This is a genomic window from Clostridia bacterium, assembly GCA_026414765.1.
Taxonomy (GTDB): Bacteria; Bacillota; Clostridia; order Acetivibrionales; family DSM-27016; genus SKW86.
Map to the genome: position 1 here is coordinate 69,147 of JAOAIJ010000029.1, position 14,320 is coordinate 83,466.

Annotated in this window: 13 protein-coding genes; 7 read left to right on the forward strand and 6 right to left on the reverse strand. The window is 36.2% G+C overall.

What is annotated here, in order from left to right:
- The first annotated feature begins 87 nt into the window (after positions 1-87).
- The gene (locus tag N3I35_12260; GenBank protein MCX8130862.1) at positions 88-348 is read left to right on the forward strand and encodes a hypothetical protein; all 261 of its coding nucleotides are present in this window, start codon (positions 88-90) and stop codon (positions 346-348) included.
- The gene (locus N3I35_12265; protein ID MCX8130863.1) at positions 332-583 is read left to right on the forward strand and encodes a type II toxin-antitoxin system RelE/ParE family toxin; all 252 of its coding nucleotides are present in this window, start codon (positions 332-334) and stop codon (positions 581-583) included. The genes N3I35_12260 and N3I35_12265 overlap by 17 nt, the downstream gene beginning before the upstream one ends.
- 83 nt (positions 584-666) lie before the next feature.
- Here the strand turns inward: N3I35_12265 and N3I35_12270 are convergent, their stop codons facing one another.
- The 4 genes from N3I35_12270 to N3I35_12285 form a co-directional block, all read right to left on the reverse strand.
- Positions 667-2,055, reverse strand: coding sequence for a HAMP domain-containing histidine kinase (locus N3I35_12270; protein MCX8130864.1), 1,389 nt, complete (start codon positions 2,053-2,055; stop codon positions 667-669).
- Entirely contained in the window at positions 2,048-2,752 is a 705-nt protein-coding gene (locus N3I35_12275; protein ID MCX8130865.1) for a response regulator transcription factor, read from the reverse strand. Before N3I35_12275 ends, N3I35_12270 begins: the two co-directional genes overlap by 8 nt.
- Before the next feature lie 104 nt (positions 2,753-2,856).
- Positions 2,857-3,615: an ABC transporter ATP-binding protein gene (locus tag N3I35_12280; GenBank protein MCX8130866.1), complete on the reverse strand. Its 759-nt coding sequence runs from the start codon at positions 3,613-3,615 to the stop codon at positions 2,857-2,859.
- 10 nt (positions 3,616-3,625) lie between these two features.
- A complete protein-coding gene (locus N3I35_12285) occupies positions 3,626-5,947 on the reverse strand; it encodes an FtsX-like permease family protein (protein ID MCX8130867.1) in 2,322 nt (773 codons plus the stop codon).
- 245 nt (positions 5,948-6,192) lie between these two features.
- Between N3I35_12285 and N3I35_12290 the strand changes: the two genes are divergently transcribed.
- The 5 genes from N3I35_12290 to N3I35_12310 all read left to right on the forward strand — a co-directional run bounded on the left by N3I35_12290 (position 6,193) and on the right by N3I35_12310 (position 11,020).
- Positions 6,193-6,576, forward strand: a complete 384-nt coding sequence (locus N3I35_12290) for a BlaI/MecI/CopY family transcriptional regulator (protein MCX8130868.1) — start codon at positions 6,193-6,195, stop codon at positions 6,574-6,576.
- A gap of 6 nt (positions 6,577-6,582) precedes the next feature.
- A complete protein-coding gene (locus N3I35_12295) occupies positions 6,583-8,406 on the forward strand; it encodes a M48 family metalloprotease (GenBank protein ID MCX8130869.1) in 1,824 nt (607 codons plus the stop codon).
- A gap of 100 nt (positions 8,407-8,506) precedes the next feature.
- Positions 8,507-9,478, forward strand: coding sequence for a hypothetical protein (locus N3I35_12300; GenBank protein MCX8130870.1), 972 nt, complete (start codon positions 8,507-8,509; stop codon positions 9,476-9,478).
- A gap of 221 nt (positions 9,479-9,699) precedes the next feature.
- On the forward strand, positions 9,700-10,125 hold the full coding sequence (locus N3I35_12305) for a MerR family transcriptional regulator (GenBank protein MCX8130871.1): 426 nt from the start codon (positions 9,700-9,702) through the stop codon (positions 10,123-10,125).
- 97 nt (positions 10,126-10,222) lie between these two features.
- Positions 10,223-11,020, forward strand: coding sequence for an EFR1 family ferrodoxin (locus tag N3I35_12310; protein ID MCX8130872.1), 798 nt, complete (start codon positions 10,223-10,225; stop codon positions 11,018-11,020).
- A gap of 145 nt (positions 11,021-11,165) precedes the next feature.
- On the opposite strand, the gene N3I35_12315 is transcribed toward N3I35_12310, so the two are convergent.
- Both N3I35_12315 and N3I35_12320 read right to left on the reverse strand, forming a co-directional pair.
- Positions 11,166-11,924 carry an ABC transporter ATP-binding protein gene (locus N3I35_12315; GenBank protein MCX8130873.1) on the reverse strand — a complete coding sequence of 253 codons (759 nt, stop codon included), beginning with the start codon at positions 11,922-11,924 and terminating at the stop codon, positions 11,166-11,168.
- Between the two features lie 3 nt (positions 11,925-11,927).
- Entirely contained in the window at positions 11,928-14,246 is a 2,319-nt protein-coding gene (locus N3I35_12320; protein MCX8130874.1) for an ABC transporter permease, read from the reverse strand.
- Positions 14,247-14,320: the final 74 nt, after the last annotated feature.

Below are 14,320 nucleotides of genomic sequence, written 5' to 3' on the forward strand. Positions count from 1 at the left end.
GGCTTTCACTCATAACTTTAGTATAACACATGACCTATTTATGATATAATACTTATGTAAGGAACTGTAAACAAGGAGGGATAAAATATGACCCTTGCACAGAAAATCGAACAAGTATTAAGAGATGAGTTAAAGCCTGAAAGTATAAAAACAGTAATAGAAATGGCAGAATTTTTAAAGTTTAGAGAGAGCCAAAAAAAGTGGAATGAAATCAATGAGTCCAAGCCTGAATACATCACAGAAGAAGAACAAACCCATCTTAAGGAGGTAAAGGCAAAAGGAGAATTTATTGACCAAGACGACCTTCTAAAAGAATTGGGGATTGATAAAGATGATATACAAAATTAAATATGAGAAAGATTGCCTCAAATACTTGAAGAAATTAGATAGAAACACGCAGATAAGGATTCTTAATGCAATAAATCAATTGCCATTTGGGGATGTGAAAAGACTACAGGGTAATACAGGAGATTACAGATTACGGGTTGGTAGTTATAGGATTGTATTTAGTAAAGATGACGAAAACTTAATTATCAGTGTGATTGAGATTGCTCCTCGTGGAGAAATATACAAGAGACTATAAGACCTATTAAAAGGTCTTATTTTTTGATAGTCATGTATTCGGAAAACAACGGTGAACCGTATCACAAGTAAATACGAAGATGTTTATATGGGCAAAGCAAAACAAAAAACTGTGCCTTCCGAGGACGATTCTACACAATTTATAAAGCCACCATGAGCTTCAATAACATATTTAGAAATAGAGAGACCCAGGCCAGAACCAGGAATGTTTTGGTTTCTGCTCTTTTCTCCCCTGTAGAATTTATTAAATATTTTAGGAATATCGGCTGAAGATATACCAATACCATTGTCCTTTATATATACGTAAATATAGCTATTATCATTTTCAAAGTAAATAGAGATTGTACCATGCTCCTTTGAGTACTTAATACTATTTGATACCAAGTTATAGATTACCTGGGCAAGTCTCTTTTTATCACCACTTAGCAGCAGGTTAGGTATTGTTTTAGGGTAGATGAACTGAAGCCCTTTATTTTCTACTTCCACGGATAAGTCGTCCAGAATATCTCTAAAGAAATCTTCACAGAAGAACTCAGACAGAGAGATTTCCATTTTGTTAAGCTCAGCCTTTGAATGCTCTAGTATATCCTCAAGGAGCTTAGTTAACATCCTTACCCTGTTTAGAATAATTGTGCAATAGCTATCAATGCCCTCCTTATCTTTAACAATTCCATCTTTAATACCCGACACATACCCATGAATAGCTGTTAAAGGTGTTTTAATATCATGGGATAAGCAAGCTAAAAGCTCTTTTTCATTTGCCTTGACAGCCAGCTCTTTTTCTTTTGAAAACTTCAACTCGTCTCTCATAGACTCGAAGTCATGGCAAAAGTTGCCCATTTCATTATCATAATCATAGTGAATTTTATAGGAATAATCCCCCTTTAAGATTCTGCTGGCGCTTTCATGAAGTGTAGCCAGGGGCGCAAAGATGTCTTTCCTTAAAGATAAATATGCTGAAATTGTTAAAGCAGAGATTACGAGAAGTGCAGCCACGATAGGGGCTAGGCGTAATGCAGTTGTCATACCTGGCGATATGGGTAAAAAGGCCTCCTCGGGGATTAAAAAGATAGCTGATCCAACTTGCTTATTAGTAAGAATGAGTGGGGCAGAATATTTGATATACCCAGGGTATTCCAGGGAAGCTCTATTATCATATTCTATGAAATCATTCAGGTTGACGGTCATACCTTTTCTATATTTCTCAATAGACGAGAATAAAACCTTACCGTGCAAATCTATAACGGCAAAGGGATAAGGGGACTTTACCCGGGCAGTTGGATTATTTTTCACCAAAGCTTCTTCAATATTTGTCATTACTGAGCTTGTTAAAAGTCTGCCTTTATTTACTTTAGGATAAAAGGTGGTTTCACTGTATGTAAGAGCATAGGAATACATAACAACAAACACAGCGGACAAAATTACAATCAGAGTGAAAAAACTTAACTTGAAGGCTACTTTTTTTCTATTCATATGAATCCTCTTCCCATTTGTAACCAACGCCCCAAACTGTTTTAATAAAGCTAATATTGTGCTCAGAAAACTTTTCACGAATCCTTTTTATATAGACTGCAATAGTATTTAAATCCCCAAATCCGCTTAAACCCCAAACATTATCATAGAGCTGCTCCTTGGAGAAAACCTGGGATGGATATTGGGACAAGAAATCTATTATTTCAAATTCTCTGGAGGTAAAACGGATTTCTTTATCCCTGTATGTAACTTTATAGCTTTTGCTGTCAATAGTTAACTGGCCAAACCCCCTTTTATCTGTAGTAGTATTGTTTGATGGGGATGAAAAGGTTTTATACCTCCTCAAATGAGCCTTAATTCTAGCGATTATCTCCATTGGTGAAAAAGGCTTGGTCATATAATCATCAGCACCGACACCTAAGGATAGCACTTTATCTATATCTCCGCTTTTAGCAGAGAGCATTATTATGGGTACAAGGGAAGAATTCCTGATGATCCTGCAGATTTCAATACCGTCAACCTCTGGAAGCATTATGTCCAAAACAATAATGTCGGGGTTAAAGGATTTGAAAACAGAGATGGCATTTCCCCCGTTATCGCAGCAGTTTACTATGAACCCGTCACTTGTCAGGTAATCCTTTAATAAATTTCTGATATCTTTATCATCTTCAACAATAAGGATTTTTTCATTTGCCAACTTTATACCCTCACATATACTTGAAACTTTGCTCAAACCCCTTAAGTCTGGGATTTAGATAGTGATTTCACATATATTATATCACACAAGAAAAAGAAAGGGTATTACCACCCCTTCTCCTTCAGGAATTCAAATATTATGGTCTCCCTATTTTTATAATCAGCCTTTGAGAATTTATCCAAGGCCAGTTCACCATCAATTCTGCCGTCTTTTAAGTAAATTAACCTGGAAGCACGTGCGGCAGCTCTTAAATCATGTGTAACCATAACTACTGTCTGACCACTATTGTTTAAATTCGATAAAATATCCAGAACTTCTTCTCCTGCTGAGGAATTGAGAGCACCTGTAGGTTCATCACCGAATAATATTTTAGGTGATGTTATTACAGCTCTTGCTATCGCCACCCTTTGCTGCATACCTCCTGATACCTCAGAGGGGTATTTGTCCTTAGCCTCTGATAAGCCAAAGGTTTCAAGAAGCTTCATGGATTTGGCGTTTACTTCCTTTTTGTTTTTATTTACACCATAGCCGCAGTAAGCTATATTTTCAAAAATAGTTATGTCAGGCAATAGATTTATACTTTGAAAAACAAAGGAAATATCCTTTTTCCTTATGGAAGAAAGTTCGCTTTCTTTCATTGAAGTTATGTCATTGCCAAGTAGGTTTACGCAGCCGCTGGTTGCTGTATCCATTCCGCTCAAGGTATATAGTAATGTGGTTTTTCCTGAACCCGAGCTTCCCATTATTACTGTAAAATCACCCTCATATATATCCAAATTCAAATTTTTAATAACATTTAGAGCAGTTTTTCCTGTGATAAAGGACTTGCAAAGATTATTTGTTTTTATAACTGATGTTTTCATAAAATCACTCCTATTCTTCTATTAATTCAGTAGGTTTGGTATTTTTTATATTTTTACAGCACACAAGTGTGATTGATATTACCAAAAGAATCATGGCTGTTAGCAGAGCTGCCATTGTAGTCGGAGATATTACCAACACATCCAGTTTAGAAACTGCAGCAGCAATCATAGGTCTCGCTGCAGTTAAGTTAAAGAAAACAGCTACTGCACCGCTAACCAGTGTTAATATTAAAATCCTGAGCAGATACCTGAGACTTATTTCCACTGACGTAAAACCTAAAGCCTTCATTATTCCAAAATTTCTTCTATTGTCTCTCATATTCACTATGATAATGTTTAAAATAGTTATTGAGCTGAAGGCTATAAATACTATAATCAATAAGTATGTTACAGGAAGTAAGGTACCCGGTATGGAATCAACTGTGTATTTAAGCAATGGATGCATTTCGTCTGCATCTAAATTGTCAAATTTGTCGTTAATATCTTTCTCAAAGGCTTCTATCTGAGAAGAGTCTTTTAAGTTTACGAACAGTTCGCTTCCTACAAATTCAGGGAACTCTTTTTTTATTGCAGAGTCTAGCATTCTTATGCCATACCCTTCATTCATCATTGAATTATAAGAGCCTGAAATTAAATAGTTATTATTTTTGTTGTTTATAGACAACTCTATATAGTCTCCAACCGACAGGCCTGTATCTTCCAGTATGTTTATAGAAACTGCTACTTCATTATAGTTTTCGGGATTATGCCCATCGATGATAGTAAAGCCTAAATCACTATTATAGGAGTTCATGACAAACACGCTGTTCATAGTACCTTTTAAAGGATATTTTTTGGTATTAAGTGTTACGCCTGTATAGGATATAGAGCCATAAACATAATTTTTTACTCTTCTATCCATCTTAACCTCACTCAAAGCCTTATTTATAGCTCCATTAGGCGAAGTTATTGATGCACTTATTGTAATGCCACTTTTAGGGAGCCCAAACCAAACGTTGGAATTCTCCTTCATTTTTACCGTAGTTACATTAAAATTGCCAAAAAGTAATACCAGAGCTAAAGGTAAGGTTAAGGCCAAGGTAATATATAATGAAGACTTTTTATACTTAAAGATATCATTTACTGCTAATGCTATGGGAGAGGTATTATTCTTTATGATGGATTTTGTAAGTTTTTTCTTTGAAGAAGTTATACCTGTCCTGAGAGCCGTTACAGGAGAAATCTTATTAGTTCTTCTTATTACAAAATATAAGTTAATTATTACTACTAGTGAAAATAGAAATACTGTAGCCAAAATAGCTGTGAAATTAACACTTACTCCATCAAAATTTCCGATGTATTTTGTAACCTTTGATGTTGTGTAGTTTAAGATAGGAATACAGCTTAATGCTCCAAGAACGCTTCCTATGACAGCAGTTAACGAATATCCGGTTATGTAGAATTTAAGTATTTCGCCCTTTGAAAAACCGAGGGCTTTATATATACCGATGGATTTATACTCCTTTAGAATATTGTTCCATAGTATGAAACGTATCAGAAGGATTGAGACAATAAATACAAGCAAGGAAGCTAAGGTGCAAATTCCACCTATTGTTGTAGAGACGCTAGTCGCTGACTGAGCTAACACATCTTTACTGAGAGCGTATCCTCCGACTTTTACCGTTTCTGTGAGATCTGTTTGTAATTTGGAAACATCTGCACCTTGTTTAGTATCAATTAGTACTAATGGTGCTTTCATAAAGGAAGAAAAATCCTGAGCATTATTTTTGTTAATATACAAATTAATCATACTATTCAGGGAAGATGGCTGTAAAGAGTCATTTATTATAGAAGTTACCTTCAATTTTACGTCTTTGTCCTGTGTCTTAAAGGTCAGTATATCTCCAATACTTATGTCAAAATTATCTGCCATAAGCTGCGTAAGCCAAATTTCTCCCTCATTAGGGTGGATATCATTATTTAAGGAAGTAACCTTGTTTATTCCAAAGGGAAGCTTTGTCAAATCTTCCAGTGGAAGAACGTTATACCATGCAAGCTTCAAGTCCTTGTCATTCCTATACAGATTGTTTCCTGATGAAAAAGCATCCATGACTTTAACATCATTAACCTGTGAATTGCTTTCACCCCACTGCAAAATACTATTGGTAGCAACACTAGCTGAGTTGAATATGAATAAATCGTAAAAATCCTCATTAGAATAATATTTATCAACATAGCCATTAATTGAGGTTATCATAGAGAGACTGCTTGCAAATATTAAAGAGGTTAAGAATAATAAGGTTCCTATAAGAAAACATTGAAGTTTTTTCTTTCTTATTTTTTTAAGCCACATTTAAAACATCCTTTCATTAATACAGAATCAGAAACGCGGTTTCTCACTTTATCTTATCTCTATAATACCTTGAAGAAATTAAAGAAGGATATTCAAAATCTTAATGAAATCTTACAATATCAAAAAATTATATAAGCATATTGACAAACATCAACTACAAGTGTAGTATAAACATTAACTACAAGTGTAGTTGACATTTGTTTTAGATAAAATGCCCGGAATTATTAGAAAAAGGTGTGATTGTGTTGAAACAAATACCCAGGATTTCCGATACGGAATGGAATGTAATGAAGATATTATGGGAACATCCCTATTATACGGCGATGCAAGTCTACGAGGCTTTAAAAGAAAGCACGGCGTGGAAGCCGAATACGGTGAGAACCCTTCTCAGCAGGCTGGTAGCAAAAGGGATTATAAGCTATAAGGAAGATGCTAAGACGTATTTCTACTTTCCTTTAGTCACGGAAGAGCAAAGTATCAGGGCTGAAGGTAAATCCTTCCTTCAAAAGGTGTATAATGGTGCACTTAATATCATGTTGACGAACTTTATTGAAGAAAATAATCTTACTGAGAAGGACATAAAGGAACTTGAGCAACTACTTCAAAAAAAGAAAACTCAAAGAAGGTAATATTTAATGTTGGTTTCAGATATTTTCAAATGTTTCTTGCGTTTATCTATAGAAGCTAGCTTTCTAATATGTATTGTATTGTTAATCAAGCTACTGCTGAGGAACAGAATGGGTGCCAGATGGCATTATGTGATTTGGATTCTTCCTGCACTAAAGCTTTTATTGCCGTATACGCCTAAAACTGTAGTAAGTGTATTTAATTTATTTACATTATTTCAAAATAAAATTGGCTTAAACCGTGGATTTGCTGGAGAATATATTGTGCTAAACTCACCTTCAAATATGGCTTTTTTTACAGGAGAAACAGCGATTTCAAAAGGTGTAGTGCCAGTCGGTACCTTGACGGAAGATGAAAATCTTCAGTTTGTAGACGGATTTTTCAATAGACTAAACAGTCCATTTGATTATGTTGCACTTGTTTGGATTGTAGGGATAGTAGTTCTTGCTGTGTACTTGCTTTTATCCAATGTAAAATTCAGGAAATTCATTGCATCCAATGAAATTTCTGTCAGCAGCGATATAGCAAATTTGCTATATGAAAGCAGAATGGCACTAAAAATCGGTTATGAAATAAAGGCTTTAGTTGTTAAAGGACTAAAGGGCCCTGCATTGTTCGGCTTATTCAGGCCTGTACTGCTTATACCTGATGAATTGGAAGGAAAAATGGATGTAGAAGAATTACGCCATGTTATCCTTCACGAATTGGGACATATAAAACAAAAGGATTTGGTTATTAACTGGATAGCAGGAGTTCTCACAGTGTTGCACTGGTTTAATCCTATTATTTGGTTTGCCTTTGCAAGGATGCGGTTGGACCGAGAAATATCTTGTGATGCGTATGTTCTTTGGCGGTCAGACTATATTGAACAGGACAAATATGCACAAACTATCCTAAAAGCCGTTAAAATTTTTAATGGATATGTCAGTAATCACTTTATCACAGGGATATTAGGAAGTAAAGCTCATATGAGAAAAAGGATTGTGGCAATTGTATCATTTGAGGTTAAGAAATACAATCTTTCATTTATAGCAACTGCTCTGTTTGCTTTATTAAGTGTTATTTTACTAACTGGTGCAATTAAGATAGAAGCAGTTGGAGATATGAGTCCCGGTGGTGATAAGAGGCACTTAGCATCGGGAAATACTCTAACTAAGGAACATGATACTAACGACGCAGTACTGAGTCTGCTAAAAACTTCAGAGCATTTCAAATTTTATTATAACAAAAGTGATGAAAATAATATTGACAAACTGGTTAAATCATTGGAAAGCAACTACATAACAATATCGGAATGCCTCGGACATAAACTTGATTTTAAACTTTTAATAAAAGTATGGCCTGATCAGGGCAGTTTCAGGGAAGCAACCGGAATGCCGGAAATATCTTATAAGGTTGTAAGCAGTTGTGATGGACACACAATGAATATCCTGTCCCCATCTTACAAGGATAGGGTTGATATTCAAAATGTAGGAGTACATGACCTGACACATATTTTTATTCAAGATATAAATCCCATCAATAATGTAATATGGGTACATGAAGGCATAGAATCATATGTGGCAAGAGAGATTGACAGCGAGTGGCTAAAAAATTATATAGGTGAGGTAGTTAGAAATAATAGGATTCCGAATATTACCGATCTGAGCGGTGACACATTGTATTATTATGAATTTTCTTATACTATAGTAGAATTCATAATTAAGGAATGCGGGTATGAAAGCATAAATGATTTGATCAAAGCCCCTTATGATTTCGAAAAGGTTTTTGGATTTGATGAAAATGAATTCATGAAAAGATGGGTTCAATATTTAAAAAAGCATTATACATAGGCTCATGAAATGTTCATTAGTCTTCATAAATAAAACTAATATGGGCATTATTTTTTTATTGCTAAATCTTGTGCTAAATTAATTTATGGGAGGCTTTCTTATGAAAAAAAGACTAATATTTGTTCTTGTCATTTTTACACTATTATGTTATCTGACCTCATGTAGTTTTGGGAAAAAAGAAATATCTTCTAACGATGTAGAAAGTGAAACTAATGGAAGTTCTGATGTATTGAATAAAGATGAGGATAAATCATGGTCTTTGGTTGCACCAATGTCAACAGGCAGAGTAAACCCTGGTGTAGCAGTATATGATAATAAAATATATATATTTGGAGGTAGTATTAATCGTCAGGAGGAAACAAATACAGTAGAAGTATATGATCCGGGTTCTGATAAATGGACTCTAAAAGCAAATATGCTTTCTGCCAGCTGTTATGGTGCAGCTCCAATTGGGGATCTAATTTATATCATTGGTAAGACAGTTCAAATATATGACCCAAAAACGGATAAATGGATTGAAAGGAAACATAACGTATCAATTACAAATAATTGTGGAGTTGCCGCAGCTAACGGTAAAATTTATGTCATTGGCGGGAATGATGGTAATGCATTTAAAGTGCTTGAGTATAATCCTGAATCGGACATTTGGACGGAAAAAGCTAAAATGAAGTCATCAAAGCGCTGCTATGGGATAGTATCGACAGGCAACCTTATTTATACAGTAGGCGGAAGCAATCCAGAGGGTAATAAAGAAATATCTGATATAGAGGAGTATAACCCTGAAAAGGATATATGGACCCATCTTGCTGATATGGAAATACCAAGAAGTGATATTGCCATTTCAGTTATAAACAGAAAAATCTACATAACCGGAGGTTATCAAATTAGTGGACAAACAAGTCTCGTAGAACAATACGATATGGTTTCCAAGCAATGGGAAACCCTTAAAAGTATGGATGAATGCAGAGGATTTCATAAGGCTGTGGCTTTAAATGGAAAACTCTATGTAATTGGGGGTACAGATTTATTAGCAGAACCCTTTAATTCCATCGAAGTACTTGATATAAAATGATAATTGCAGTAAAGTCACTAATTTCCTATAGTAGATGGCCAAAGCTGTAATGCAATAAAAATAAAACCATTCGCACTTGTCGCTGTTATGGTGAGACTTATCATAAATGAGTGAAAGTATACTCTTCATCATAACTTTACCATAACAGAGCTTTGTATGGCAGATTCAAACAAGTCAATATAACTATTCAATTTGGTATTAAGATAAAGGAAGAGCATTAAATGGAAAAAGTTTATAGTATAGGAGAAGTAATAAAAAAGTTAAATATAAACAAAGAAACTATAAGATATTATGAAAAGATTGGCTTACTTTCCCAACCTCAAAAAGCAAGTAACGGATATAGAGTTTATTCAGAAGAAGATATTAATATAATCTGGTTTATTCAAATTACTAAAAAATTTGGGTTCACTTTAAAGGAAATAAAGACTCTAATAACAACGATATACAACGAAATAATAGGTGGAGATGCTAGACACATAATATCAATTGTGAATAACAAGATAAATGAAATCGAAAACAAAGTATCTGAGTTGGAAAAAACCAAGAAACTACTTCAAAAAGTAAACTATAGCATAATATCACAAAAAAAAGAATGTTTCGGGGATTTGGAAAGTTTTTTTGAAGGACGTTTTGAAGACAATACTTGACTGTGTAGTATAGTACATGGTTTATTATACCATTAGCAACCAATATTTTGCCTCTGCTTTAACAATAGAGATTTGAGGTATGAAAAGGGAGGTTCTTATGGTAATAGAAAATAACACAATACTATACTTTTCGGGAACAGGTAATAGTCTGCAAGTAGCAAAAGATATAGGTAATAGCATTGGGGGTTTTGACTTACTTAAAATAACAGTATTAGAGAATGAAGAAAAGATTGTAGTTAAAACGGGGGTTCTTGGAATAGTATTTCCAGTATATTATGCCCGTCTACCGCTGGTTGTAGAAAAAACAATAAAGAAATTGGAGCTCAGCAAGGGTGTATATGTTTTTGCTGTGGCAACTTATGGTGGAGCACCTGCAACAGTTTTAAAAAAGTTGGAGAGAATATTGGGGATTAATGGAATATCGCTTAATGCAGGATTTTTAGTTCATATGCCTAAAAATCATGTTTTTGAGTATAATACCAAACCTGTGAAAGCGGAAAACTGGATATTTAAAAGGGAAAAGGAAAAGATTAAGAAAATCTCAGATATGGTCAGAGAAAAAAGAAATAGTAAATGTGAAATAAGCAGATTAATAATTGATACAATCGTTGATAAGGCTTTTACTGCCATTACGGATAAAATAATGGATACCATCAATATAAGAGATACGAAATTTTGGGTTAATGAAAATTGTAATGGATGCAGATTGTGTGAAAAAATTTGTTCTGTTAAAAATATTGAGTTCAAAACAGAACCTATATGGAGGCATAACTGTGAAAGATGCACGGCATGTATTCAATTTTGCCCGAAAGAAGCTATTCAGTGGGGTAATAAGACTGTTAACAGGAAAAGGTATAGAAATCCAAATGTCGATATCAAAGAATTAACTAATTAATTAATCTATGTATAATTAATGAATAAAATTAGTAATGTATTTGGTAAACAACGGAGAACCGTATCACAAGTAAATGCGAAAACAGCCCATAAGCAAGCTGCAACAATGCTTCTGGGCTGATTCATTCAAGTAGGCACTTTGAAAGTTATACTCCTATTTCCCGCATTTTCATCGTTACCTCTTCCACTCTGCCATCGATATCCGTTCCGTCAAACTTCGGAAGCTTCAGTTCGCTCACGATTTTTCCGTCACGCATAAACATAATACGCTCCGTCTGTGCCGCAACTTTAGTGTCGTGAGTTACAAGCACAACTGCAGTACCATCTGCGTTGATTTCAGAAAATATGTCCATAATCTCCTGAGCGGATTTTGAGTTAAGCGCGCCAGTCGGTTCGTCACCAAAAACAATTTTTGGATTGCTCATAAGTGCGCGGCATATTCCCGCACGCTGAAGCTGTCCCCCCGAAACCTGTGTAATATTACGCTTTTCCAGCTCAGCAATGCCCACCCTTTTCATAAGAATTCTTGCTTTTTCAGTAATTTTCGCGACGTCTTTTCTGTTGCCGCGCATTGATGGAAGAATGATGTTATCGAGGATATTTAGATTTTTTAGTAATGTTGGGTGCTGAAAAACAAACCCCATTTTTGTTCTGCGTATGTCGGCAAGTTCATTTTCCCTGAGTGACGATAAACTTCTGCCGTTAAAAGTAATCTTTCCGCCGTCAATGCCATCCATTCCGCTCAGTGCAAACATCAGTGTCGATTTTCCCGAACCCGAAGGCCCCATAACTGAAACAAACTCACCCTCGTCTATTTCAACGGACACTTTATCGAGAACATTGTGCTTTTCATTGCCATCTCCGAAAGACTTTACTATGTTTTCACCGATAATGATCTTATTCATAAGTTACTCCTTTATATTTTCGGATATTTTTATTTGTCCTACGCCCGAGGTGCCTATAATTGTTGCGATTAATACCGAACATATCATCAGCAGCGGACTAAGCAGGTACGCAGAAAGCGGGTTGACAGCAAACTTAAATGACAACGCTCCAAATGAGGAGATAACCTTGCCTGCTAGTACCTCTCCAAGAGTGTTTGCCAGAAGTGTGCCGAGAACAATACCAGCGACCAGTACGAATAACGGACGCGAAACGTACTGAACCTTAATATCCGAGCTTGTATAACCGGATGCTTTCATTACGGCAATTGAGTATCTGTCCTTTGCCACAAGCATTTTCATAAACAACATTGTAACCAGTACCGTTATAATAAACGCGATGGAAATTGCAGCATGTGAGGCCTTTCCAACAGAGGTTATCGTCGGGCCGAAAGTCTGTGCAATATATCCATCAATGTCAGAAATTTTTGCAAAACCAAACTTGTCCGCATATTCTGAAACTTTTCTGTCTACAAGAGATTTATCCGAAAGCTCCATGTAGATAATGCACCACATAATGTCCGCCGAATTGTCGGTGAAAACTGCCTTTGCTGTTTTACCGCCGTTGGTAATGTCGGAATAAATTCCGCATACAGTGAGATTTATATCCTTTCCCTCATACACAAGCGTAATGCCATCGCCGACCTTTTTGCCCAGATTATCGGCGTTTATCGCTGAAAGTGCAATCTCGCCTTCCGTATTAGGCGCTCTTCCTTTAGAATATTTTACAGGAAATATCGAATGGTCGCCCAGCTCAATTTTTATATGTTCCTCTGAGCCGTCTTCCGTTTTTGCTTTGAATGTTTTGGTCCTAAGGACGGAATATTTGGATATGGACCTGTCACTCTTCATCGCCAACACAATTTCTGCTGCTTTTTCAGAGATGTTTCCGGTCTGCTGAATGTCAATGCGAATATCTGTGCTTCCTATACCCATATAGTTGATAAAGCTTTTTGAGGAAATAGTATTGTACATGTTCTGCGGAACGATAATGATAAACACCGAGATTACAAGCACTACAAACATTGTGGTGTAAAGTCTTTTTCTTGCGAGAACATCTTTGACGCCGAGAAAAATATTTATATTGAGAAGCCTGTTTCTGCTCAGGCAAAAATGCTTTGCGACTGCAGACTTTTCCTGAGATGTTCCAAAGCGTATCGCTTCGGAAGCGTATATTTTCCGGAAGCGTTCCAGCACTCTGCTTATATAGGCAATAATTGCAAGGAAAACAAGCAGTACGCCGATTATTCCGAAAAGCAAGGCAGAAGAAGGGCTTCCACTTTCCCCCATGTAGAGCCGTATGTTCTCAAGAAGCGCACCTCTGAACACAAAGGAAAGCACAAATCCGAGAATACACCCTGATGCAGCAACCGCCGCGTATTTCGCAAGATATATTTTCTTTATGTAGGAAACGCGTAGCCCAATTGCTTTCATAACGCCTATTTCGCGGTAGTCGTCTTCGACTTTGGCAAGCAGTGTAAAGCGAATGCACATAAATGCGATTGCGACTACAAGCACGCTTACGAGAATTAAAACTGCTATCATCAGCCCATCGGAAATTGCGTTAATCGCTTTGAAAAGCGGATAGGTAAGTGCTGGGCCGTTTGCTTCAAGTCCCGCGGAGGTGTAAGCTGCTTCAAATGCGCCCAGTGCCGACAAATCCTTTAATCTGAACTCAATCAGATATTCCATGATTCCGAAATCCTTTAGTTCGGCATAATCACTTTTGCTTACAAGAAACCTCTTTGATGAAGCGAGTAAGGAATTCATCTGTGAATCGCGGAGAAACCCAGCAACGGTAAATTTTTTTCCGTATATCACAGCCTTGTCACCGATTTTTGCGATGCCGTCTTTCATATAGTATATCGGAACATAAATCTCACCAGCGGACACATTTATGACGTTTCCGTTAAGGTCAAGAAGATAATCAAATTTTTCGCTCTGTGTGCAGAAGCCGTTGTCCTGAATATTGTCTTCAAGCGAGTTTCCGTCTATTACAATCTGTGCGCCGTCAACATTGAGAAATTCAAGGACCTGAAATTCATCGACATTATGATTCTGCTCTGCAAAAGCTGTAAGTCGCGCAGTATTGATCTCACCTGAATGCATCTGCATGAAATGAGGGGTTTCCGCCCTCGTCATAAGTGTATCTATCGCACCTGAAAGATTTACGACGAGTATAGCGGCAAGCGAAACAAGCATAGCCGCGGCAGAGACAAATATCATTGTTGTCAGTGTTATAAGTTTGCTTTTTGAAATGTCATTGCGGATTATTCTATAATACATAAATCACCTCTGTTTTCAAGCTTCTTAACGGATTTCAGGCTTTATAGAATTACTGAGGTAGCACATAACATCGT